This is a genomic window from Caulobacter sp. GW821-FHT10A10 (assembly GCF_059415745.1).
The window spans coordinates 452,134-476,816 of record NZ_JBWKNV010000005.1 but is presented as its reverse complement, the minus strand read 5'-3'; the positions used below and the strand labels follow the sequence as shown (position 1 = coordinate 476,816).

The following is a 24,683-nucleotide window of genomic DNA, read 5'->3' as shown; positions in this document are numbered from 1 at the left end:
ACCCAAAAGCCCCAGCTTCCAAGAACGACCGCGCGAGGGCGGCCAGCCTTAAGTGCTTGCGCACATGCTGGTGATTTCATGGGCGGGGTTTTGCTGGGCGACGTCGGCGGCGACACAAACCGCAACCTCTCGCGATACAAAGGCGCGCGGTGGTGGATAAGCGCCCGGTCCGGACCCCAACCCGTAAAATCCCCGCGAAAGCGGGGACCCAGGCTTTTTCTGCAACCCACGGCGCTCGACGATAAAACACCTGGGTCCCCGGGGATTTTACAGGGGGAGAGGGCTCTTACCGCCCGTCGATCCAGGTGCGCACGACGTTGCGATCGCTGTCGAGCAACACGAGGTCGGCCGCCTGGCCGGGGGCGATGGCGCCGCGCGCAGCCGACAGGCCCAGGAACGCGGCCGGAGCGGCCGAGGCGATCATCACCGCGTCCTCCAGCGACAGGCCCAGCATGTCCACCGCGTTGCGAACCGCGCCGATCATGTCGAGGTCGGAGCCGGCCAGGGTGCCGCCGGGACCGACGCAGACGCCGTCCTCGACGGTGATCGGCTGGCCCTGGAGGACGAAGCGCTTGTCGCTCATGCCCACCGTCGGCATGGCGTCGGTGACCAGCATGAAGCGGTCAAGCGGCCGGGTGCGAAGCGCGATGCGCAGCGTGGCCGGATCGACGTGGCGGCCGTCGACGATGATCCCGCACCAGGCGTCCTGGCTCTCCAGCGCCGCGCCGACCGCGCCGGGGGCGCGGCTGGTCAGGGGCGACATGGCGTTGAAGAGGTGGGTGAAGCCGGTGAGGCCCGCGTCCAGGGCGGCGCGGACGGTCTCGTAGCGGGCGTTGGTGTGGCCGGCGGCGACCACCACGCCGGCGTTGGCCAGGCGGGCGACCATGTCCGGCGTGGTCATCTCGGGGGCCAGGGTCACCAGGGTCTTGCCGCGCTTCAGCGACGACAGCAGCTGGATAGCGTTCTCGTCGAGGACGCGGAACTTGTCGGCGTCGTGGATGCCCTTGCGCTGTTCGTTGAGGAACGGGCCTTCGATGTGCACGCCCAGCACGCCGGGCACGCCCGCCTCAATGGCGTCTTCCGTCGCCCGCATGGCCGCGTCGACCACGTGCAGGTCGTCGCTGATCAGGGTCGGCAGGAAGCCGGTCGTGCCATAGGGGCGGTGGGCCGCGCCGATGGCGGCGATGGTCTCCACGGTAGGCGCGTCGTTGAAGAGGACGCCTCCGCCGCCATTGACCTGGGTGTCGATGAAGCCGGGAACCAGCAGGCCGCCGGCCAGGTCTTCCACGACGGCCCCGGCCGGGACATCAGCACGGGCCACTAGGCCGACGATCCGGCCGTCCCGCACCAGCAGGGCCTGGCCGCAGACGATGCCGGCCGGCGTCAGGATCTCAGCATTTACGAGCGCGGTGACGGGCATCAGACGGTCTGGGTCACCTTGTTGAGGTGGGGCGGGCTGTCGGGATCGTAGCCGCGCGCCACCGACAGGCCGGCGGCCATGCGGTAGAAGCTCTGGACCAGCAGGATCGGCTCCAGCAGCGGATGTCCGGACGCGGAGGGCAGCGCCGTCGCGCCTGAAACCTCGCCGCCGGCCAGCAGCACGGTCGCCCCGCGCTCGGCCAGGCCTTGCGCCATCTTCAGGGTGCTGTCGTAGGTCTCGTCCTGCTGGGCCAGGACCAGGGCCGGGAAGCCGTCCTTCACCAGGGCCATGGGGCCGTGCAGCACCTCGGCGGCGCTGAAGGCCTCGGCGTGCAGGCCGCAGGTCTCCTTGAACTTCAGGGCCGCCTCCTGGGCGATCCCGAAGCCGACGCCGCGTCCGAGGACGTAGAGGTTGGCCGCGCCCGACAGCGCCGCGATCCCGGCGCTCCAGTCCTGTTCCCAGGCGGCCGCCAGGCCCGCCGGCAGGGCGGTCAGGGCGGTGGTCAGCTCGTCATCGCCCGTCCAGGCCGCGACCAGCTGGGCGATGGCCGTCAGGGCGGCGATGTAGGACTTCGTCGCCGCCACGCTCAGTTCCGGCCCGGCGTGCAGCGGCAGCACCGCGTCGGCCAGCGCCGCCAGCGGCGAGCTCTGGTCATTGACCAGGGCGACCGTGAACGCGCCGCCAGCCTTGGCCGCCTCGACCGCCGCCAGCAGGTCGGGGCTCTTCCCCGACTGCGAGATGGCCAGATAGAGCACCCCTTCCAGGTCCTGCGGCGCGGCGTAGACCGACGACACCGACAGCGCCGCCGACGAGGTCAGCACGCCCGCGCGGGTCTCGATCAGGTACTTGGCGAAGGTCGCCGCATGGTCGCTCGATCCGCGCGCGCAGGTGACCACGGCCCGGGGCGGGCTGGCCTTCAGCCGCTCGGCGACCTTGGCGACGATCTCCGCATTGGCCGCCAGCTGCCGGGCGACCACCACGGAGGCCTCGCCGGCCTCTTGGAACATGCGCGTGGTTTCAGGCGTCAGGGCTTCGGAGCGGGTCAAGACGGCTTCCTTCACGAGGGCGGGCGCGAGATCAATCAGGACAGGGCGTTCAGTTCGGCCACGAAGTCGTAGGCGTCGCCGCGGTAATAGGACTGGGTCACTTCCACCGCCCGGCCGTCCTTGAGGAAGCCGCGCCGCTCGATCAGCAGGCCCGCGTCCTTGACCGGCACGTCCAGCAACTCGGCCTGCTCGGCGGCGAACAGGATGGCGCGCAGCCGCTGAAGGGCGCGCACCGGCCGGTGGCCGGTCTTCTCCAGCGCCTCGTAGAGCGAGGTGCCGACGATGTCGGTGGAGGGCAGGGCGAAGGCGGCGATGGTGGTGTATTCCACGGCCATCGGCGAGCCGTCGGCGTAGCGGATCCGGGCGAAGCGATAGACCGGCGTGCCGGGCGACAGGCCCAGCGTCAGCGATTCTTCGGGCGTCACCTGGCCCTCGCTGCGGCTGATCCATTCGCTGTGCGGCACCCGCCCGCGCGAGATCATGTCCTCGGTGAAGGACGACAGCGCCGAGAAGCTCTTTTCCACCCGCGAGGCCACGAAGGTGCCCGCGCCCTGGCGTCGGGTGAGCAGGCCCTCGCTGACCAGGCCGTCGAGCGCCTTGCGAACGGTGATCCGCGAGATGCTGAATTCTTCGGCAAGGTCGCGCTCGGCCGGCAGGGCGTCGTCGGGCGCCAGGACCTTCTTCTGGATCGCCTCGCGCAGGGCCCGCTGCAGCTGCTTGTAGAGCGGCGCGTGGTCCTGCCCGTTGCCGTCCAGGCCCCCGATCTTTTCGGAAAACAGCATCAGGTCCCCACCACCGTCAGGCTTGCATCTACCGCGATTTGCGCACCCCGGCGGCGCACGCAACAGTTCATGACCATTTTCATACCAATTATCTCATGGTCTGCAATTGGTTCTTTTTAGGTATTGTCATCAGCAAAAATTTCGTCACAGTCACACTCCGAGGTCTGAGAAGTACCGCTCTTTGCGGCTTTGCCGCGAGAAATTGGTATCGGATTGGGCTTGGGGTTCGGCTCCGGGTCCAAAGGCCCGGCACAATGGGGAGAAGCCGAGTTATGAAGAGCATTCACAAGGCGGTCCTGACCGCTTCCGCCAGCCTGCTGGCCGTATTGGTCGCTGCGCCCGTCATGGCGCAGGAGACCCCGACCTCCGTCGATGAGGTGGTCGTCACCGGTATTCGTGCGTCGCTTCAGCAATCGATCCAATCCAAGCGTAACGCCGACGCCATCGTCGACGTGGTCACCGCCGAGGACGTCGGCAAGTTCCCGAGTTCGAACGTCGCCGAAGCGCTGACGATCGTCCCGGGCATCACGGTCGATCGTCAGTTCGGCCAGGGCGAAAAGGTCTCGATCCTGGGCACCGATCCGGCCCTGAACCGCACTCTGCTCAACGGCCAGACGGTGGCTTCGGCCGACTGGTTCATCCTTGATCAGCCGGGCCGGACGTTCAACTACGCCCTGTTGGCCCCGCAGATCGTCGGCAAGGTGGAAGTCTACAAGTCGCCCGAGCCCCGCCTCGACGAAGGCAGCATCGGCGGCACGGTGATCGTCAACACCCGCAAGCCGCTGGACCTGAAGTCGCTGACCCTCCAGGGCTCGCTCAGCTACCTCTACAACGATCGCTCCAAGAAGTCCGACCCGCAGGTGGCGGTGCTGGGCAGCTGGAAGAACGCCGACCAGACCTTCGGGATCGCGGTCTCGGCCCAGCACGCCAAGGACCAGCTGCGCCGCGACGGCATCGAGTCCTACGGCACCATTCCGGCCAGCTACTATAACGGCGGCAATCCGGAGAACCCGGTCAGCTCGATCACCAACGGCAACTGCACCGGAACCTGCGCCACCACCCTGGCGGCCAATCCGAACGCCCGCGGCGTCAACTCGCTGTCGGTCTCCTACTTCGAGCAGGAACGCGTCCGCGACAGCTACACCGCCGCCGTCCAGTGGCGTCCGACCGACGCCCTCGAGCTGAACTTCGACTGGCTGAAGATCAAGGCCACCTACGACAACACCAACCAGTCGCTGTTCGCCTTCCAGGGCAACACCTGGAACAGCCTGGGCGCGCTGACCGCGATCACCATCGAGGACAACGTCATCCGCAAGGCCTCGTTCAAGCATGCCCTGAGCGTGCTGGACGTGCAGTACCGCGAAGCCGAACTGAACTCCGACACCTATCACCTGACCGGAAAGTGGACGGGCGACGGTATCGACGTGTCGGGCGAGGCCGGCTACTCGAAGGCCGACGGCGGCACCAAGCGCCAGCTGTACGGGGAGTTCCTGAACTGGGCCGACTACACGGTCGACTTCACCGGAACCCCGGGCTCGCCCGGCGTGCTGACCTACACCAACCCGACCGCCGACGGTAATCCGCTGGCCGACGCCAGCAAGTTCTCGTTCGACGGCGGCTGGGGCGGCGGCGATCCGTCGGTCGGCCCGACCGGCTACAACGCCGGCTGGGGCGGCAACATCGTCTCCAAGCCGACCACCGACAAGGAGACCTACGCCCAGATCGATGCGGGCAAGGACTTCGAGGGCGTGATCAAGCGCGTCCAGTTCGGCTACAAGTACCGCAAGCACGAGACCACCCAGGCGATGTCGGGCGTGACCGTCTCGGTCTACGGCAACCCGGCCAGCGCCTCGCAGTTCAATCCGTCGATCGTGCCGAGCAACTATCTGAAGGGCTTCGACGGCGTCACCGACGCCATGGGCAGCCGCTTCAAGATCGATGGCGAGGCCCTGGCCAACTACATCTCCAGCGGCGGCTATCTGCGTCCCTGGCAGGCCAAGCCGGTGCCGACGATCTTCGGCAACGCCGAGTTCACGGCCCAGAACTGGGGCATCGAGGAGACCATCAACGCCCTCTACGGCCAGGCTGACTTCCAGGCCGACAACGTGCGCGGCAACTTCGGCCTGCGCTACGTGAAGACCGAGTCCGACAGCGGCGGCTATGTCTGCGTCAACCAGACCGCCACCGGCTGCGGCACCACGGCCGCCGACTGGGCCTGGTCGGTGAAGTCCAAGAAGTACGAGGACTTCCTGCCCAGCCTGAACGTCATCGTCGACGTGAAGGAGGATCTGGTGTTCCGCTTCGCCGCGGCTCAGGTGATCTCGCGCCCGAACTATGCCGACATGTCGAACTACTTCTGGCTCTCTGACCAGATCCTGACTGGCGGCGGCGGCAACCCGGACCTGAACCCCTACAAGTCGAGCAACGTCAACGCCTCGATCGAGTGGTACTTCGCGCCGGAAGCCATCCTGTCGGCCGAGGTGTTCCACAAGGACATCAGCAACTACATCCTGCAGCAGACGGTCGCCGAGCAGCACTTCAACCAGGCGCGCAACGCGGTCACCACCTACCAGATCAGCCGTCCGACCAACGCCGGCTCGGCCACGGTCAAGGGCGCGGCGTTCGCCTACCAGCAGACCTTCGGTCTCGGCTTCGGCCTGCTGGCCAACTACACCTACGCCGACGGGGAAGCCGACAGCGGCGCGCCGCTGCCCTACAACTCCAAGCACCAGATCAACATCAGCCCGTTCTACGAGCACGGTCCGTTCTCGGCCCGGGTGACCTACAACTGGCGCTCGAAGTACTTCACGGGCCTGGACCGCGGCGACCAGATGTTCGTCCGCGCCTACAAGGGCCTGGACGCCACGGCCGGCTACGCCTTCACCGAGAACGTCAACCTCTCGGTCTCGGCGCAGAACCTGCTCGACAGCGAGTACTACGCCTACGCCAACACCACCATGCTGCCCCGCGGCGTCTACCGCACGGGCCGCAAGCTGCAGGCGACGATCAACGTCTCCTTCTAAGCAGCCGCAGATCCGGGGGCGCGCTTCAAAGACCGGCGCGTCCCCGAACCCGCTGATTTGCATTCAACGCGGCTTGGTTCAGGATCCCTTCATGAGCCTAGCCGCGTCTTTCCCCCTCCTGACTGCAAGCAGCGAGCTGGGGCGGGTTGGCCTTGCGGCCGGCCCGCCTCCCTTTTTGCCGCTCGCTTGCCGGTGAGAGCTTTCCTCGCATGATCAAAGTCCTGCTGCTGGCCTCCGCGGCCATGGCCCTTGCAGCGCCGGCCCTGGCCGCCGAGCCGCTGACCTTGACGCCCGCGCCGGCCAAGGCCGAACGCGCCGAGGGCGCCTTCCGCCTGACCGCCGCCACCCGCATCCATGTCGCCAAGGGCGACGTCGAGGCTCGCGGCGTGGCGGTGCAACTGGCCGACCTGCTGCATCGCGCCCGGGGACTGCGCCCGGCCGTGGTCGAGGGCGCGCCGGCGGCCGGCGAGGCGGCGATCTCTCTCGTGCGCGGCGGCCCGGACGGCGAGGGCTACGCGCTCGATGTCGCGCCCGGCGGGGTGAAGATTACGGCGGGCAAGCGCGCCGGCCTGTTCTACGGCGCGGTCAGCCTGTGGCAGCTGGCGGTGCAGGACGAGACCAAAGGCGCGGTCGACGTGCCCGCCGCCCATGTGGAGGACGCGCCGCGCTTCGCCTGGCGCGGCTTCATGCTCGACAGCGCCCGCCACTTCCAGTCGGTCGATACGATCAAGACGATCATCGACGGCATGGCGGCCCACAAGCTCAATACGCTGCACTGGCACCTGGTCGACGACCAGGGCTGGCGGCTGGAGATCAAGAAGTATCCGAAGCTGACGCAGGTCTCGGCCTGGCGCCAGCCGGCCGGGGCGGCGGGGTTCGATCCCAAGACCGGCAAGCCGGTGCGCTACGGCGGCTTCTACACCCAGGATCAGGTGCGCGAGCTGGTGGCCTATGCGGCGGCCCGCAACATCACCATCGTTCCCGAGATCGAGATGCCGGGTCACGCCCTGGCGCCGATCGTGGCCTATCCGCAGCTGGGCCTGACGCCCAACCCGCCGGCCCTGGCCCGCCACGACTGGGGGATCTTCCCCTATCTCTACAATGTCGAGGACGGCACGTTCGAGTTCCTCAACGACGTGCTCGACGAGGTGATGGACCTCTTCCCGTCCGAATACATCCACGTCGGCGGCGACGAGGCGGTCAAGGACCAGTGGAAGGCGAGCCCCGTCATCCAGGCCAAGATCAAGGAACTGGGCGTCAAGGACGAGCACGGCCTGCAGAGCTGGTTCATCCAGCGGGTCGAAAAGCACATCAACGGTCGCGGCCGCCGGCTGATCGGCTGGGACGAGATCCTTGAAGGGGGCCTGGCCCCCAACGCCACGGTGATGTCGTGGCGCGGGATCGACGGGGCCATCGCCGCCGCCAGCCAGGGCCACGACACGGTGCTGTCGCCCGAGCCGACCCTCTATTTCGATCGCCGGCAGAGCACGTCCTTGGACGAGCCGCCCGGCCGGATCACGGTCAGCAGCCTCAAGGACGTCTACCAGTTCGACGCCGCGCCGGACGCGCTGACGCCTGACCAGCGCAAGCACATACTGGGCGTCCAGGCCAACCTCTGGACCGAGCACGTGCGCACCGACGAGCGAGCGCAAGCGATGGCCTTCCCGCGCCTGGTGGCCCTGGCCGAAACGGCCTGGACCCAGGAGGAGCGCCGCGACTGGGACGGCTTCACCCAGCGCCTGCCGGCCGAGATGGCGCGGCTGAAGGCCTTGGGCGTCGTCGCTGACACCGCGCCGTTCGAGCCGCAGGCGACCTTGCGTCCGGGGCAGGGCGGGGCGGTTTCGGTCAGCCTGGCCAGCGGCCTTGCGCTGGGCCAGGTGCGCTACACCACCGACGGCTCGGAGCCCACGTCCGCCTCGCCGGCCTATGGCGAGACCCTGCCGCTGAAGGCGGGAACGACGCTGAAGGCGCGCAGCTTCCTGGACGACGCGCCGCTGGGCCGCACGCGTGGCTGGACCGCGACCGAGCTGGCGGCCAATACCCGCGAGAGCCGGCAGCTGGAGCTGTGCGGCGCGGCGATCCCGCTGGCCTTCGAGGACGACGCGCCGATCAACGGCAAGGACGGCCCGCGCGCCATCTTCGCCATCGACCTGATGAACCCGTGCTGGATCTGGAAGGGCGCCGATCTTTCCAAGGGCCTGAAGCTGACCGCCCGGGTCGGCCAGGCGAGCTGGAACTTCCAGATCGGCGCGGCCAAGGACCAGATCGTGGTCCGCAAGCCCGCCACGCCCGACGGCGAGCTGGAGGTGCGGCTGGGCTGCAAGGGCGAGCGCATCGCGGCCATCCCGCTGGGCAAGGCCGGGCGCGGCCCGGGCCTGGGCACGGTCACCGGCGTGCTGCCGGCCCGCGAGGGCGTGCACGATCTTTGCCTGACCTTCACGGCCAAGAGCCTGGATCCGATGCCGGCCCTTGACCGCATCACCCTGACGGCTGGTCAGTAGTTCCTTCTTCCCCGTTCCCGACGAGAATGCCGCCCATGTCCACCCTGGTGCTTCAATCGCCGTTGGCGGGGTGGACGGGTCCGTTGGAGGAGGTTCCGGACGCGGTGTTCGCGGAGCGGATGCTGGGCGATGGTGTGGCGATCGATCCGGTGGGGTCGGTGCTGGTTTCGCCTTGCGACGGCGTGGTTCTCAGCGTGCACCGGTCGGGGCATGCGGTGACGATCCGGGCGGCGAACGGGGCCGAGGTGCTGATGCACGTGGGCCTGGAGACGGTGGCGCTGGGCGGGGAGGGCTTCGACGTCCGGGTCGCCGAGGGCCAGGCGGTGAGCACCGGGCAGGCGCTGATCGGCTTTGATCTCGATCTGCTGGCCCGCAAGGCCAAGAGCCTGATCACGCCGGTGGTCATTACCAATCCCGAGGCGTTCGAGATCGTCCGGCGGGCGCAGGACGCCGAGACGCAGGCGGGCGGCTTCCTGATGGAGCTGGTGCCGGTCGGCGGCGCGGCGGTGGTCAAAACCACGGCCGAGGCCGAGATCTCCCGCGAGATCGTCGTGCCGCTGGCGCATGGCATTCACGCCCGGCCGGCGGCGCGGATCGCCGAGACGGCGCGGGGCTTCGCGGCCGACGTCGCCATCGTGGCCGGCGGACGCCGTGCGAGCGCCCGCAGCCCGGTCGGGGTGATGGCCCTGGCCGTCAAGCTGGGTGATCACGTCTCCATCGTCGCCTCCGGGACGGATGCTGCGGCCGCCGTGGACGCCGTCGCCGCCCTGATCGAAAGCGGCATGGGCGAGAAGGCCGGCGAGGTCGCGGCCAAGATCGAAGAGGCCCCGATCGTCATCGCCGCCCCGTCCGAGCCCGCCGAGCCCGGCGTGCTGCGCGGGGTGATGGCCGCGCCGGGACTGGCGATCGGCCAGGCCGTGCGGCTGGCGGTCGAGGAAATCACCGTCGCCGAAACCGGGCAGGGCGTGGCCGCCGAGCTGGCCGCCCTGGATACGGCGCTGGAGACGGTCCGCGCCCGCATCGCCTTGGCCGCCGAGACCGGCGAGGCGGCGCGCAAGGCGATCCTGGCCGCGCACCTGGCCTTCCTCGAAGATCCCGAACTGACCGCCGCCGCCCGCAAGCTGATCGGCGAAGGCAAGAGCGCCGGCTTTGGCTGGCGGCGCGCCGTCGGCGGCTATGTCGAGGCCCTCAAAGGCCTGGGCGACCGCCGCCTGGCCGAGCGGGTCGACGATTTGATCGATCTGGAGCGCCAGGTGCTGCGGGTGCTGCTGGGGCTGGAGGAAGAAAGCGCCCGCGTCCTGCCGGCTGGCGCGATCCTGCTGGCCGACGAGCTTCTGCCCTCGCAGCTGATGGGCGTGGACCCGGCCCGGGTGGCCGGCTTCGCCACCGCCCGCGGCGGCCCCACCTCGCACGTGGCCATCCTGGCCGCGGCCATGGGCCTGCCGGCCCTGGTGGCGGTCGGGCCCGGCGCGCTGGAGATCGCCGACGGCACGGCCCTGATCCTCGACGCCGAGGGCGGGAAGCTGCGCGTGGCTCCCGACGCCGAGGCCCTGGCGGCGGCGCAAAGCGCCATCGCCGCCCGCCACGAGCGCCGCGCCGCCGCCAAGGCCGCCGCCCATGAGGCGAGCACCACGTCTTGCGGGACCCGCATCGAAGTCTTCGCCAATGTCGGCTCGGAGAAGGACGCTAAGGCCGCGGCGGCCAACGGCGCCGAAGGCTGCGGCCTGCTGCGCACCGAGTTCCTGTTCCTCGACCGCGAGACCCCGCCCAGCGAGGACGAGCAGGCGCAGCAGTACCAGGCCGTCGCCACGGCCCTCGAAGGCAAGCCGCTGATCGTGCGCACGCTGGACGTCGGCGGCGACAAGGCCGCCCCCTACCTGCCGATCCCCGCCGAGGAGAACCCGGCCCTGGGGCTGCGCGGCGTCCGCGTCAGCCTGTGGCGACCGCACCTGCTGAAGACCCAGCTGCGCGCCATCCTGCGGGTGGCGCCGCTCGGCCAATGCAAGATCATGGTCCCGATGGTGGGCAGCCTGTCGGAACTGCGCGCCGTCCGCGCCGTGCTGGAGGAGGCCAAGAAGGAGCTGGGGATCACCGACCGCGTCGAGCTCGGCGTGATGATCGAGACCCCGGCCGCCGCGGTGACCGCCGACCTGATCGCCGCCGAGGCCGACTTCCTGTCGATCGGCACCAACGACCTGACGCAGTACGTCCTGGCCATGGACCGGGGAAATCCCGAGCTGGCCGCCCGCATCGACGCCCTGCACCCGGCCGTGCTGCGGATGATCGACCAGACCTGCCGGGGAGCCGAGAAGCACGGCCGCTGGGTGGGAGTCTGCGGCGGTCTCGCCTCGGATCTTGCCGCCGTGCCGGTGCTGCTGGGCCTTGGGGTCACGGAACTCTCGGCCACCGCCGCCATCGTGCCGGAGGTGAAGGCCCTGGTGCGCACCCTCGACCTTGCCGCCTGCCAGACCCTGGCCGTCCAGGCCCTGGACCAGACCTCGCCCGAGGCGGTCCGCGACCTGACCAAATCCTTCCAGCAAGCTGGAGCCTGACGCCGATGAAATCGCCGCTCGAAATCCTCCAGCCGCTCGGCCGGGCCCTGATGCTGCCGATCGCGGTGCTGCCGGTGGCGGGCCTTTTGCTACGCCTTGGCCAGCCGGACCTGCTGAACATCCCCTTCATCGCCGCCGCCGGCGACGCGATCTTCGCCAATCTGGGTTTGCTGTTCGCCATCGGCGTCGCCGTCGGCTTGGCCCGCGAGAACAACGGCGCGGCCGGCCTTGCCGGCGTGGTCTGCTTCCTGATCGCCACCGAGGGCGGCAAGGCCCTGCTGCACGTGCCGGCCGATGCGACGGCGGGTCTGGCCGAAGCCCACGCGGCCCTGGCGGGCGCGGCCTACAAGGCAAAAGCCCTGTCCAAGCTCTCCGTGCCGATCGGCATTCTCTCCGGCGTGATCGGGGGCTTGTTCTACAACCGCTTCTCCGGCTTCAAGCTGCCCGAGTACCTGGCCTTCTTCAGCGGCCGGCGCTTCGTGCCGATCGTGGCGGGGCTTGCGGGCCTCTTGATGGCCGGGCTGGTGGGCCTGGGCTACGACGCCATCAACGGCGGGGTGGACGCCGCCAGCCGGGCCATCGTCGGCTCGGGGCAGTGGGGTTTGCTGGTCTACGGCTTCCTCAACCGCATCCTGATCGTCACCGGCCTGCACCACATCCTCAACAACATCGCCTGGTTCGTGATCGGCGACTTCCATGGGGCGACGGGCGACCTGCGACGGTTCTTCGCCGACGATCCGACCGCCGGCGGCTTCATGAGCGGCTTCTTCCCGGTGATGATGTTTGGCCTGCCCGCCGCGTGCCTGGCCATGCTGCACACCGCCCGTCCCGAGCGCCGCAAGGCGGTGGGCGGCATGCTCGCTTCCCTGGCCTTGACCTCGTTCCTGACCGGGGTGACCGAGCCGATCGAATTCAGCTTCATGTTCCTGGCCCCGGCGCTCTACGCCGTGCACGCGGTGCTGACCGGCGTCTCGATGGCGCTGATGAACCTGCTGGACGTGAAGCTGGGCTTCACCTTCTCGGCGGGCCTGTTCGACTACGTCCTCAACTTCGGCAAGGCCACGCACCCGCTCTTCCTGCTGCCGATCGGAGCGGTCTATTTCGCCGTCTATTACGGCCTCTTCCGGTTCTTCATCGTCCGCTTTGACCTGAAGACGCCGGGGCGCGAGCCGGAGGAGGAGGCGGCCCTCCTGAACGCCGCTCCCGCCGTCAGCGCCGGCGGCCGTGGCGCGGACTTCGTCGTCGCCCTGGGCGGCAGCGCCAACCTCGTCAGCGTCGACGCCTGCACCACCCGCCTGCGGCTGATCGTGGCCGACCAGAAGGCCGTCGACGAGCCGAGGCTCAAGGCCCTGGGCGCGCGCGGGATCGTGCGTCCCTCCGACAAGGCCCTGCAGGTGGTGCTCGGCCCCATCGCCGACACCGTCGCCGGCGAGATCCGCGACGCCGTCGGGGCGGGGGTGGTTGCGGCTCCCGTCGTGGCTCCTGCCTCTGTCGCCGCGTCCGACCCCAAGACCGCCCAGGCCCTGCTGCCGGGTCTCGGCGGCGTGGCCAACCTCGCCGCCGTCAGCGCCTGCTCCAGCCGCCTGCGCCTGGAACTGGCCGATCCTTCGAAGCTGGATGAGGCGGCGCTCAAGGCCGCCGGCGTGCGGGCGCTGGTGCGCCTCGACGGACCGGTGGTGCACCTGGTGCTGGGGCCCAACGCGGAGGCCGTGGCGACCGCGCTGCAAGAGGCGGTGGTCGTCTAGCGCCACCGCTGCCCGCTGCCTTCCTGGGCCTTGTGCCCAGGACCCATCGTTCAGCCTGCTCAGACCTTTCGCGTGCGGCCGCTGTCTGAGCGGCCGCCGGCATGGACCCTCGCCACAGGGGCGAGGGAGGCGGGGAAGAGAGACGGGGCGAGGGAAGGGGCGGCCGAAGGGAAGGGGATCTCCCCAGCTCCCCGCCTAGCCAACATTCGACGACTCGCGTCATGCGGGGCCGCGCTCGCGAGGCGCGGGCGCCTTTTCGTGGGCGCCGGGCGCAAGTTGCGCGCGCGGAGGTCGGGCGATTGCGCGCGGAGCTTGCGTGCGCAGGAGGCGTTGGGCGCGAATGGTCGCAAAAAAGGCATTAAATTGGTATTATGCCTAGCCTTGTCCAATAAGGACAAAATTTCACTAATTGACTGACTTCATTCGTATTTGTTGCCGATCGCCGATATGCGGCGCGGCTTAGCCCGACAAATTGGGCGCCTAACCGGCAATCTCTGCCGAAATACAAGCAATAGAACGGGTTGCCGGCTTTGACGGGTTTCAAAACCGCCCCTAGTTTGCCGGTGAGCAGCGAAAAAAGGTCTTTAAATGGTCTGCTCAAAAACGGCGCCGCGGGGGAGCGGCGTTCACAGGGCGCGCGCGCCGCGCCAGCTTGAGGGGATAAACAGGATGATCGGTCACAAGCTTACGAGTTTCAGGCCCGCCGCCCAGCGTAAGGCCTTCGCCCTGGCCCTGCTGGCGGGCGTCAGCTTCGCCGGCGTCGCCGCCGCGCAAGACGCCGCGCCCAGCGAGGCCGTCGACGAGGTGGTGGTCACCGCCTTCCGCAAGAGCCTGGCCACCGCGCTCGACACCAAGCGCAACGACGTGCGCGTCTCGGACGGCATCTCGTCCGAGGACATCGGCAAGTTCCCGTCGGAAAACATCGCTGAAGCCATCCAGCGCATCCCGGGCGTGCAGATCTCCAACATCAACGGCCGCGGCTCGACGATCAGCATCCGGGGCCTGGGCCCGCAGTACGCCCTGACCACGGTCAACGGCCAGGCCTTCAAGAGCTCGAACTTCACCGACGGCTTCCGCTACGACGTCATCCAGACCGAGCTGGCCTCGGGCATCCAGGTCTACAAGTCGCCGACCGCCGACATGGACGCCGGCGGCCTGGCCGGCACCGTCAACATCGACACCGTGCACCCCTTCAACGTGAAGGGCCGCCAGCTGATCTTCGCAGGCAAGCTGCAGCAGCAGGAGCTGATCGGCGGCGACCCGACCGCCAAGTTCGGCGCGACCTATGTCGACCACTTCCTGGACGGCAAGCTGGGCGTCTTCCTCGGCGCCGGCTACCAGGAGCTGAAGGACCGCGGCGACTATCTGTGGATGGACCGCTGGACCGTGAGCAACGGCGTCTACACGCCGGCCCGCCTGCGCTACCGCCGCATCGACCGCGAGACCAAGCGCAGCATGGTCAACGGGGCCATCCAGTTCAAGCCGACCGACGACCTGCAGATCGACGCCATCGCCACCTACGCCAAGGACGAGACGACGCAGGAGCTGCACCAGCAGGTCTTCCTGTTCACCACGCCCTCGGCCTCGAACGTGGTGACCCTGGCGACGGCGAACAACACCGCCACCAAGGTGCAGATCAACAACTTCCGCCTCGAGAACAACCACCAGCACGAGGACCGTCCGCAGTCGACCGGCGCCTTCACCACCAAGGTGCGCTGGACCGGCATCGAGAACTGGGACTTCAGCGGCGTCGGCCACTATTCGCGCGGCCACGCCCTGTTCAACGAAGAGGCGGCGATCCTCGGGGTCAACATCTCGAGCGCCACGCTCGACATCAGCAACCCGAAGAACATCGTGTTCTCGACGGCGACGGCGCTGGACGACACGGCCCAGTACAACACCTCGACCCTGATCCGGAACACCTACCCGAACGGCGCCTACCGGACGATCGACTCCTACGAGAACGCCGGCCAGTTCGACGCCAAGCGCTACGTGAACTTCAGCATCCTCGACTCCGTGCAGTTCGGCGCGAAGATCCGTCAGGAAGTGCTGAAGCGCTACGTCGTGCGCCGCGACGGCCAGAACACCATCCCGGCCTCGTACTCGCCGACCATGGCCGGCTCGGGCATCCTGGTGACCAACTTCCTGGACGGCGACATGACGCTGCCGGGGACCTGGGTGTCGCCGAACCTCGACGCCTATCGCGCGGCCCTCAAGGCCCAGGGCGTGACCGTCTACGAAGCCTTCGATCCGGCCGGTTCGTTCCGCGTCGAGCGTGACCTGGGCTCGCTCTACGCCATGGCCAACCTGAAGGGCGAGGTGCTGTCGCGCACTTTCCGCGGCAACATCGGCGTGCGTCGCGAAAGCACCGACCAGACCGTCAACGGCTATGTCGGCGGCGCGGCCAACCCGCTGAACACCGAAGTCAAGCTGGTGGCCGGCACCTACACGACCAAGAAGTCGTACGACAACGTCCTGCCGTCGGCGAACTTCAGCTTCGACATCACCGACAACCTGCTGCTGCGCGTCGCCGCGGCCAAGGTGCTGGTGCGTCCGATCATCGACTCCAACAACCAGCTGGCCACCACCATGACCAGCACCACCGACACCACCGGCCACAAGGTCTACACGATCTCGATCGGCCAGGGTTCGCTGGATCCGATGACCGCCAACCAGCTGGATGTCAGCCTGGAGTGGTACTACGGCTCGGGCAACGGCCTGTCGGCGGGCTTCTTCTCGAAGAAGGTCAAGAACGGCGTCTACACCTCGACCATGTGCCCGACTTCGTACGAAGGCACCTCGCTGTCGACCGACAGCAGCGGCGTCTGCGTCTCGGCCGCCGGCGACACCTACACCATCACCCAGAGCTTCAACGACGCGCGCACCGTCGACATCCACGGCTACGAGCTGAACTGGCAACAGTCGCTGGACGCCTGGCTGCCGATCGCGGGCTTCGGTCTGATCGCCAACTACACCCACGTCAATCCGGCGACCTCGGTGACCGGCTTCAAGCTGGCCAACCTGTCGGAGCACACCGCCAACGGCACGATCTACTGGGAAAACCAGACGTTCAGCGCGCGCCTGTCGGCCAACTACCGCAGCGCCTACGACCAGACCTCGGTCGAGAGCTTCTTCTCCGGTCCCCTGGGTCACACCGTCGATGCGCGCACCCAGTTCGACCTGAACCTGGGCTACAACATCAACGAGAAGCTCAGCCTGTCGTTCGCGGCGATGAACATCAACAACGCCCAGGAGAAGGCCTATCTCGGCAACGAGAGCCGCTGGCAGATGACCTCGGTCACCGGCCCCAGCTACTACCTGTCGTTCCAGTACAAGATGTAACCCCGTATCTCCTCCCCGGAGACGCCGTTCCGTGCGGCGCAACTGCTGGTCGCCGCCTGACTCCTGGGCGGCGACCAGATTTTCGTTTTGGAGCAAGAGCCAACGATGCCGTTCAAGCCCTCGCGTCGCCAGACCTTGAAGCAGGCCCTGGCCCTGATGGCCGTCTCCAGCGCGCCGTCGCTGGCGGTCGCGGCGGGCAAGGGAGCATCCGGCGAACCGGGCGGCGCGGCGGCGGCGCGGGCGGTGCTGGCGCGACGGTTCGGACCCAAGGCAGCCGGGATCCAGCTGGCCTTGACGGTGTCCAAGGGCGGCAAGCCCGGCTACGCGGTGAAGGCGGCCGGCGGCAAGGTGGTGATCAGCGGCGACACGCCGGTGGCCCTGGCCCGCGGCGCCTACGCCTATCTCAAAGACAACGGCGCGGCTTCGGTGAGCTGGGAAGGCGACCGCGTCGCCCTGCCGGCGCGTCTGCCCGACGCCGACACCGGCCGGGTGGAAACGCCCTTCGCCCACCGCGCCTATCTGAACACCTGCACCTATGGCTACACCACGCCCTGGTGGGGCTGGGACCGCTGGTCGCGCGAGATCGACTGGATGGCGGTGCACGGCGTCGACATGCCGCTGGCCATGGAGGGCCAGGAATATGTCTGGCGAGCGCTGTGGCGCGAGTTCGGGCTGAGCGAGGCCGAGCTGGCCGACTACTTCTCCGGCGCGGCGTTCACGCCCTGGCACCGGATGGGCAACATCGAGGGCTACGCCGCCCCGCTGCCGACCGCCTGGATCGACAAGAAGAAGGACCTGCAGGTTCGGATCCTGTCGCGGATGCGCGGGCTTGGCATGACGCCGATCCTGCCCGCCTTCGGCGGCTACGTGCCCAAGGCCTTCGCCAAGAAGAACCCCAAGGCCCGGATCTATCGCATGCGGCCGTGGGAAGGCTTCCACGAGACCTACTGGCTGGACCCGGCCGATCCGCTGTTCGCCAAGATCGCCGGCCGGTTCCTGGCGCTCTATACCCAGACCTATGGGGCGGGGACCTACTACCTCGCCGACTCCTTCAACGAGATGCTGCCGCCGATCAACGCCGACGGCGCCGACGCGCGCGACGCGGCCTATGGCGACGGCACGGCCAATACGGCGGCGACCAAGACCAAGGTCGAGGTCGATCCGGCCCTGAAGGCCGAGCGCCTGGCCGCCTACGGCAAGGCCATCTACGACTCCATCCGCCAGGCCCGACCGGACGCGGTGTGGGTGATGCAGGGCTGGCTGTTCGGCGCCGACAGCCACTTCTGGGATCCGGCCGCGATCAGCGCCTATCTCAGCCGCGTGCCGGACGAGAAGCTGATGATCCTCGACATCGGCAACGACCGCTATCCCGACGTCTGGAAGAACGCCAAGGCCTTCGGCGGCAAGCCGTGGATCTATGGCTATGTCCATAACTACGGCGGCAGCAACCCGGTCTACGGCGACCTCGACTACTACCGCCGCGACATCGCCGCCGTGGCGGCCAGCGGCGAGACCGGCAAGCTGTCGGGCTTTGGCATGTTCCCCGAGGGGCTGCACAACAACTCGATCGTCTACGAGGCGGTCTACGACCTGGCCTGGAACGGCGGCGGGGCCTCGACGGCCGCCTGGCTTTCGAGCCGCTCGAAGGCGCGCTACGGCAAGACCTCGCCGCAACTGGACGCGGCCATGGGCCTGCTGGTCCAGGGCGCCTATTCGACCCGCTACTGGTCCTCGCGCTGGTGGAAGAGCAAGGCCGGCGCCTATCTCTTCTTCAAGCGGCCGACGGCGACCATCGGCGAGTTCCCGGGCCATCCGGGCGACCGCGCCAAGCTTGATGCGGCCGTGCGGGCGCTGAGCGCAATCGCGCCGGGCTACGCGAAGGAAAAGCTGTTCGTGCTCGACCTGGTCGACGCCGCGCGGCAGCTGGCCAGCCTGGAGATCGACGCGCAGCTGCAGGCCGCCGTCGCCGCCTATCGCACGGGCGACGCGGCCGCCGGCGACGCCGCCCGCCGCAAGGTCGAGGATCTGGCCCTGGCCGTCGACGCCCTGCTGGGCGTGCAGCCCGAGACCCTGGCCACCTGGATCGACGACGCCCGCGCCTATGGCGACACGCCGGCCGACAAGGCCGCCTATGTGAGCAACGCCAAGGCCCAGGTGACGGTGTGGGGCGGGGAGGGCAACCTCAACGACTACGCCTCCAAGGCCTGGCAGGGGCTCTATGCCGACTTCTACCTGCCGCGCTGGAGCCGCTTCCTCGACGCCCTGAAGGCGGCCGGGACCGGTCCGTTCGACGAGGCGGCCGTGGTCAAGGACGGGATCGCCTGGGAAAAGGCCTGGGTGGCCGCCGACGTCGCCTATCGCCGAGCGCCGCCGGCCGACCCCGTCGCCGGGGTCGCGGCGCTGATCGCGCGCATCGACCGGGCCTGAGGGGGAAAGACACAGCCATGACGACCAAGCCCGCCCCTCGCTTCCTGTCGCTGGACGTGTTCCGCGGCCTGACGGTCTGCCTGATGATCGTGGTCAACACCGCCGGTCCCGGCGCCAAGGCCTTCACCCAGCTGGTGCACGCCAAGTGGTTCGGCTTCACGGCCGCCGACGCGGTGTTTCCCTCGTTCCTGTTCGCCGTCGGTTGCTCGATGGCGTTCGCGTTCTCGCGGCCTATCCCGCTGCCGGCCTTCACGGGCAAGGTGCTCAAGCGCACGGCGCTGATCTTCCTGCTCGGCTTCCTGATGTACTGGTTCCCGTTCGTGCACCATGTGGACGGGCACTGGGCGCTGGCGCCGTTTTCGCAGACCCGGGTGATGGGCGTGATGCAGCGGATCGCCCTGTGCTACCTGATCGCCGCCTTCGCCGCGCGGTTCCTGTCGCCGCGCTGGATCCTGGCGCTGTGCGCGGGCCTGCTGCTGGGCTACTGGGCGATCCTGCTGGGCTTCGGCGGGGCCGATCCCTATTCCAAGCTGGGCAACGCCGGCACGCAGCTGGACTTGCTGGTCGTGGGCCGCGACCATCTCTATCGCAAGGACGGCGGCTTCGACCCCGAAGGCCTGCTGGGCACCCTGCCGTCGGCGGTCAATGTGCTGGCCGGTTATCTCGCCGCGCTCGCCCTGCGCCAGGCGACCGACACCCGCAAGACCCTGGTGCGCATGGCGGGGATCGGCGGCGTGCTGATCCTGGCGGCCCTGGCCTGGAACCCCTGGTTCCCGATCGCCAAGAAGCTGTGGACCGGCCCCTTCGTGCTGCTGACCGTGGGTATCGACCTGCTGCTGCTGGCCGCCCTGACGGCGGTGCTGGAAGGCCGCGAGCCCAACGCCGCCACCCGCTTCTTCCAGGTGTTCGGCCTCAATCCGCTGGTGATCTACCTGTTCTCGGAGCTGTTCGTGGTCACCCTGAACCAGTTCGCGGTCGCGCCGGGCGTCGGGCCGTACGAGTGGGTGGGCGTGCATGTGTTCCAGGCGGTCGCGCCGGGACCGGTGGGCTCGCTGCTGTGCGCGGTGGCCTACATGCTGGTGTGCTGGCTGCTGGGCTGGGTGATGTACCGGAAGAACTGGGTGGTGAAGCTTTAGCGACGGCGAGTTTCACGCCTTCCTTATCAGCCCGTCATTCCCGCCCTTGTGGCGGGAACCCCTCTGTCAGCCGCAAGGGCTGATGGGGCGGACTGCCAAGCAGTCCGCTGGCGCTTCACGTGCGAGCGGAACCAGGGTTTCCCGCCACAAGGGCGGGAATGACGGGAGGAGGGGAGTGAGGTTGCCTTAAACCGACCCCGCCGCCGCGCCCTCGGCGTAGCCCTTGAGCCGCGCCGCGATGATCTCGCCCACGGCCTCGGCGGCGGGGCGCTGGGGGAAGTGGGTGCGCCAGATGATGCGGACGGTGCGGCTGGTCAGCGCCGACAGCGGCCGCAGCACGATGCCGGCGTCCTGGGCCGCGCCCGAGGCCAGGCCCGGGATCAGGGTGGTGCCGTAGCCGGCGGCGACCATGTTCAGCAGGGTCGACAGGCTGGAGGCGCGCAGGGCCGTGCTCAGCGCCGTGCTGGACTTGCCGCAGGCTTCCAGCGCCTGGTCGCGCAGGCAGTGGCCGTCGGCCAGGACGAGGATGTCGCGCGCCAGGTCCGTCTCGGCGATGACCTCTTGGCCGGCCAGCGGATGGTCCGGCGGCAGGGCGGCCAGGAACGGCTCGGCGAACAGGGCGCGGCCGTCGAGATCGGGCGCGGCCTCGTCGGTGGCCAGCAGGATGGCGTCCAGTTCGTGGGCGCGCAGGCGCTCCAGCAGGGCGGCGGTCTGGTCCTCCCAGGGTTCGATCTCGAGATGGGGCAAAGCCTCGCGCAACGGCGCGAAGATCAGCGGCAGCAGGTAGGGCGCCAGGGTCGGGATGATCCCCAGGCGGAAGCGGCCGGCCAGCGGATCGCGCAGGTTGCGGGCGGTAGCCAGCACCGCCTCGCCGGCGGTCACGGCGGCCCGGGCGTGGTCGAGCAGTTCGCGGCAGGCGGCGGTCGGGGCGGCCGTCTTGCTGGTGCGCTCGAACAGCGTGACGCCCAGCAGCTCCTCCAGCTTGCGGATCTGCACCGACAGGGTGGGCTGGCTGACGCCGCAGGCCCGGGCGGCGCGGCCGAAGTGCTCGTGCTCGGCCACGGCCAGCAGGTAGCGCAGGTCTCGCAGGTTCATGGTTCCTCCCGATAGGGGAAGCCTATCGCAACCATTGGATCTTGGCGCTTCTATTCGATCCTGGATTGCGTGAAGGTTCGCCCGGCGGCGACCTTCGGGACGTCGCCGGAATTCGGGCGCGGGACAGGTCGCGACGCCGTCAAAGAGCGCGACCGTTCCTCCGCCCCCGGGAGGACGCCTTCGATGCCTCACGCCGTGGACGCCGTCCTGCAGGACGCGCTGCGCCGGGCGGGCCTGCCGAGCCGCGGCCCGGCGCCCCGTCTGCTGGCGCTGCTGCGCGCCTCCGAGGAGACCCACCTGACCCTGCCGGAGGTCGCCGACCTAGCCGCCGAGGCCGGGTTGTCGATCCCGCTCGGCGAGCTGGCCCGCCAGATGGAGGCCTTCGCCGACCACGGCCTGGTCTCGCGCCTGCCGACCACCGGTCCCGAGCCGGTGTTCGACACCCAGCCCGAGCCGCACTTCCACATGGTCTATGAAGAGACGGCGCGGATCGTCGACCTGCACGTCTCCGAGGAGACCCTGCTGGCCATGCTGCGCGACGCCCTGGCCCGGCGGCCGGGCGGGGTGGAGGTGATGGTGGTGGTGCGCAAGCCGCCGGATGGGAAAGGCGAAGGCGGGAGCTAGTTCCCCTCGGCGGGCGCCAGGGCGATATCGACCATGATCTCGCCCGAGATGTCCTCCAGCGCCGCCTGCACGGTCGCCACCGACAGGCCGGCGGGCAGCCGCAGCCGGGCCTCCATGTGGAACAGCGGCGCGCCCGAATGCGGCTCGACGCTGAGCCGCGTGCCGAAGGTCTCGATATTGGCCGAAAGGCCGCTCAGCACGCCCGTCACCTGGTGGACGATGCCCGGCCGGTCCTGGCCGACCAGGGCAAGATGGATCGCCTCGCCTGCGCTTTCCGCCGCTTCGACGGCAGGCGCGATCCGCACCTCCAGGCCCTGGGCGTCCACGGCGGCGACGGCCGCGCGCAGAGCCTCGACCTTGCCTTCGTCCAGCTCGACCAGCACTGAGCCGACATAGAGCCCGCCCAGCCGGCTGAGATGGCTCTCCAGCCAGTTGCCGCCGGCCGACAGCACCGCCTGGGCCAAGGCCTGAGTCAGGCCCGGCCGGTCGCTGCCGACGACGCTCAAGATCAGCCTGGCCATGGGTGTCCTTCACGGAAGCGGACGGGCGGCGCCCGAACGGAGGCGGCGAGCCAGCCACGACCCGCCGCCGCCGTCAATGCAGGCGGGTTCGTCGCGGACCGCCCTCGTCGTTGGCCGGACGGTGCCCCGAGGCCCAGTCGCGTTCGATGGGATGGCTCCTGGTTTCCCGTGGGGGAGGAGGCTCTGGGGGAAGCGGCGCGGGCTTGGACTGGTCGGGCAGCTCCAGCACGTGTTGCACGATCTGCATGAAATCCTTCCTGGAGGCCTGCGCCAGGATCTTTTTCCTCAGGGCGTGCTTGCGTTTGTCCTTTAGCAGGTCGGCCTTGATCCGCTTCTTCACGACCCCGTTGTCCGATCGCCGGCAGAGATAGGTGAAGAGCGGCATGGAAATCGCAGCCAGACCGCTGGTCACCGCGCCGGTGAGGGCCGAGAACATTCCGAACTTGGCCATGCCGAGAAAGTCGACTGGGGTGAGCTTCAGGCCCATCGCGGCGGCCCTCCGGGCGTGGGAACCCGTTCGCGGAAACCTCCGCGCAGGCCGACGGCGCATTGTCGAGCGGAGGCGCGTGATGCGTCCCGAATGTTCGGACCCAGATCGACCAAAACCGCCATGCCGCCTCCTTCTGGGGGGCGTCTGGACGGCCGGCGACAATGGCGACGCCTTCGACCGACGCAGCGCGCCGCCACATCGCATAAGAGCCGTCGCCCAAGGCGTCAGGGAGATCGGACCAGGACTTCAGAACATGCACGCGCGCGTATCCGCGCCGACGTGCTTCAGACACGTAGGTACGCCTTTATGGACTTCAGATATCGCTTATCCCGCCATTGAATCATGCCTAACCGGATGGTCGAGTTCAAGCCGGATTTCGCCACATTCCTGACTCTCAACCCCTCAGCATACGGTCCACCCGCCCGGCCAGGTCGGCGACGGCGAAGGGCTTGGTCAGCACCTCCATGCCGGGCTGGATGTGGCCGTGGTTGAGGACCGCGTTCTCGGCGTAGCCGGTAATGAACATCACCTTCAGCTCGGACCGCAGGGCGCGGGCGGCGTCGGCCACCTGGCGGCCATTCAGCCCGCCGGGCAGGCCGACGTCGGTGATCAGGAGGTCGATGCGGGCGTCGGTCTGCAGCAGGCGCAGGCCGGCCGGGCCGTCGGCGGCCTCGATGCAGGCATAGCCCAGTTCCTGCAGCGCATCGACGATCAGCATCCGCACGGTCGGCTCGTCGTCGACCACCAGCACGGTCTCGCCGGCGGCGGCGGGCGCGGGCAGGGCGGCGGCGACGTCGGTCTCGTCGGTCTCTTCCTTGCCGAAGTGGCGCGGCAGGTAGATGCAGACCATCGTGCCCTGGCCCAGCTCGGAATAGATCCGCACATGGCCGTGCGACTGGCGGGCGAAGCCGTAGACCATCGACAGGCCAAGGCCGGTGCCCTCGCCGATCGGCTTGGTGGTGAAGAAGGGGTCGAACACCCGCTCCTGAACCGCCTTGTCCATGCCCACGCCCGTGTCGCTGACGCAGACGCAGACATATTGCCCCGGCTCCATGCCGCGCTCGTCGGCGGCGCGGCGGTCGAGCCACTTGTTGCCGGTCTCGATGGTGATGCGGCCGCCGTCGGGCATGGCGTCGCGGGCGTTGATGCAGAGATTGAGGAGAGCGTTCTCCAGCTGGTTGGCGTCGACCAGGGTGGGCCACAGGCCGCCGGCGGCGACCGTCTCGACCTTGATCGACGGACCCACCGTGCGCCGCACCAGCTCGACGAACTCGGCCATCAGCCGGTTGATGACGATCGGCTTGGGCGAGAGGGTCTGGCGGCGCGAGAAGGCCAGCAGGCGGTGGGTGAGGGCGGCGGCCCGCCGCGCCGCGCCCTGGCCGGCGGCCACATAGCGGTCGACCTCGACCATGCGGCCCTGCGAGAGGCGCGTGCCGATCATCTCGAACGAGCCGGAGATGCCCGACAGCAGGTTGTTGAAGTCGTGGGCCAGGCCGCCCGTCAGCTGGCCGACGGCCTCCATCTTCTGGGCCTGGCGCAGCGCCTCCTCGGCCTCGCGCAGACGGTCCTGCTCGGCCAGGCGCTCGGTGACGTCGTAGACGAACTGGTAGGCGCCGGCCTGAAGGCCCATGTCGTCGCGCAGCGCGCCGAAGCGCATCTCGTAGTAGCGGCGGTAGCGGTCGGGATCGCCATAGGCCTCGACCTGGACGAACTCCTCGCCGGCCAGGGCGCGAGACCAGACCGTGCGCACCTGCTCGCGGTTCTCCGGCTGGTCGGCCAGCAGGTCGAGCATGCTGTCGCCGACGCGCGGCGTCACGCCGAAGACCCGTTCGAACTCGCCGGCGGCGGCGCTGTTGATCGCCAGCCAGCGGAAGTCCTTGTCGGCCACCTGGATGAAGGCGTTGGCCCCCTCCATGGCGTCGGCCAGGACCCGGCGCTCGGCCAGGGCCGAGGCCACCCGCTGCTCCAGGGTCTCGTTC

15 protein-coding genes are annotated in these 24,683 nt (G+C 68.9%); 8 read left to right on the top strand and 7 right to left on the bottom strand.

Going from position 1 to position 24,683, the window contains the following annotated elements; translation table 11 throughout:
* Positions 1 to 286: 286 nt before the first annotated feature.
* The 3 genes from nagA to AC07NS_RS16500 are packed head-to-tail and all read right to left on the bottom strand — an operon-like array spanning position 287 to position 3,248.
* Positions 287 to 1,420: an N-acetylglucosamine-6-phosphate deacetylase gene (nagA, locus tag AC07NS_RS16510; protein ID WP_494604921.1), complete on the bottom strand. Its 1,134-nt coding sequence runs from the start codon at positions 1,418 to 1,420 to the stop codon at positions 287 to 289.
* Positions 1,420 to 2,481, bottom strand: coding sequence for an SIS domain-containing protein (locus tag AC07NS_RS16505; protein WP_494604919.1), 1,062 nt, complete (start codon positions 2,479 to 2,481; stop codon positions 1,420 to 1,422). Before AC07NS_RS16505 ends, nagA begins: the two co-directional genes overlap by 1 nt.
* 20 nt (positions 2,482 to 2,501) lie before the next feature.
* Positions 2,502 to 3,248: a GntR family transcriptional regulator gene (locus AC07NS_RS16500; RefSeq protein WP_110118608.1), complete on the bottom strand. Its 747-nt coding sequence runs from the start codon at positions 3,246 to 3,248 to the stop codon at positions 2,502 to 2,504.
* 272 nt (positions 3,249 to 3,520) lie between these two features.
* On the opposite strand from AC07NS_RS16500, the gene AC07NS_RS16495 reads away from it, so the two are divergent.
* From AC07NS_RS16495 to AC07NS_RS16465, 7 genes are all read left to right on the top strand, one after another.
* A complete protein-coding gene (locus AC07NS_RS16495; protein WP_494604917.1) occupies positions 3,521 to 6,271 on the top strand; it encodes a TonB-dependent receptor in 2,751 nt (916 codons plus the stop codon).
* Positions 6,272 to 6,480: 209 nt separating this feature from the next.
* Positions 6,481 to 8,772 (top strand): family 20 glycosylhydrolase, encoded by a 2,292-nt coding sequence (locus tag AC07NS_RS16490; protein WP_494604915.1) that lies wholly within the window; start codon positions 6,481 to 6,483, stop codon positions 8,770 to 8,772.
* Between the two features lie 35 nt (positions 8,773 to 8,807).
* Entirely contained in the window at positions 8,808 to 11,324 is a 2,517-nt protein-coding gene (gene ptsP / locus AC07NS_RS16485) for a phosphoenolpyruvate--protein phosphotransferase (protein ID WP_494604913.1), read from the top strand.
* 5 nt (positions 11,325 to 11,329) lie between these two features.
* Positions 11,330 to 13,069 carry an N-acetylglucosamine-specific PTS transporter subunit IIBC gene (gene nagE, locus AC07NS_RS16480; protein WP_494604911.1) on the top strand — a complete coding sequence of 580 codons (1,740 nt, stop codon included), beginning with the start codon at positions 11,330 to 11,332 and terminating at the stop codon, positions 13,067 to 13,069.
* Positions 13,070 to 13,657: 588 nt separating this feature from the next.
* Positions 13,658 to 16,411: a TonB-dependent receptor gene (locus AC07NS_RS16475; RefSeq protein ID WP_494604910.1), complete on the top strand. Its 2,754-nt coding sequence runs from the start codon at positions 13,658 to 13,660 to the stop codon at positions 16,409 to 16,411.
* A gap of 105 nt (positions 16,412 to 16,516) precedes the next feature.
* Complete coding sequence (locus tag AC07NS_RS16470) at positions 16,517 to 18,838, top strand: alpha-N-acetylglucosaminidase (protein ID WP_494604908.1); 2,322 nt, start codon at positions 16,517 to 16,519, stop codon at positions 18,836 to 18,838.
* A 17-nt stretch (positions 18,839 to 18,855) separates the two neighbouring features.
* Positions 18,856 to 19,974, top strand: a complete 1,119-nt coding sequence (locus AC07NS_RS16465; RefSeq protein WP_494604906.1) for an acyltransferase family protein — start codon at positions 18,856 to 18,858, stop codon at positions 19,972 to 19,974.
* Between the two features lie 186 nt (positions 19,975 to 20,160).
* Here the strand turns inward: AC07NS_RS16465 and AC07NS_RS16460 are convergent, their stop codons facing one another.
* Entirely contained in the window at positions 20,161 to 21,069 is a 909-nt protein-coding gene (locus tag AC07NS_RS16460; protein ID WP_494604904.1) for a LysR substrate-binding domain-containing protein, read from the bottom strand.
* Between the two features lie 183 nt (positions 21,070 to 21,252).
* Between AC07NS_RS16460 and AC07NS_RS16455 the strand changes: the two genes are divergently transcribed.
* Positions 21,253 to 21,693 (top strand): transcriptional repressor, encoded by a 441-nt coding sequence (locus AC07NS_RS16455; RefSeq protein ID WP_494604902.1) that lies wholly within the window; start codon positions 21,253 to 21,255, stop codon positions 21,691 to 21,693.
* Here AC07NS_RS16455 and AC07NS_RS16450 read toward each other — a convergent pair.
* The 3 genes from AC07NS_RS16450 to AC07NS_RS16440 form a co-directional block, all read right to left on the bottom strand.
* Positions 21,690 to 22,214, bottom strand: coding sequence for a glycine cleavage system transcriptional repressor (locus AC07NS_RS16450; RefSeq protein WP_494604900.1), 525 nt, complete (start codon positions 22,212 to 22,214; stop codon positions 21,690 to 21,692). The two genes, AC07NS_RS16455 and AC07NS_RS16450, sit on opposite strands and share 4 nt — an antisense overlap.
* Positions 22,215 to 22,287: 73 nt before the next feature.
* On the bottom strand, positions 22,288 to 22,701 hold the full coding sequence (locus AC07NS_RS16445) for a hypothetical protein (protein WP_494604898.1): 414 nt from the start codon (positions 22,699 to 22,701) through the stop codon (positions 22,288 to 22,290).
* Between the two features lie 397 nt (positions 22,702 to 23,098).
* Positions 23,099 to 24,619 carry a PAS domain-containing sensor histidine kinase gene (locus tag AC07NS_RS16440; RefSeq protein WP_494604954.1) on the bottom strand — a complete coding sequence of 507 codons (1,521 nt, stop codon included), beginning with the start codon at positions 24,617 to 24,619 and terminating at the stop codon, positions 23,099 to 23,101.
* Positions 24,620 to 24,683: the final 64 nt, after the last annotated feature.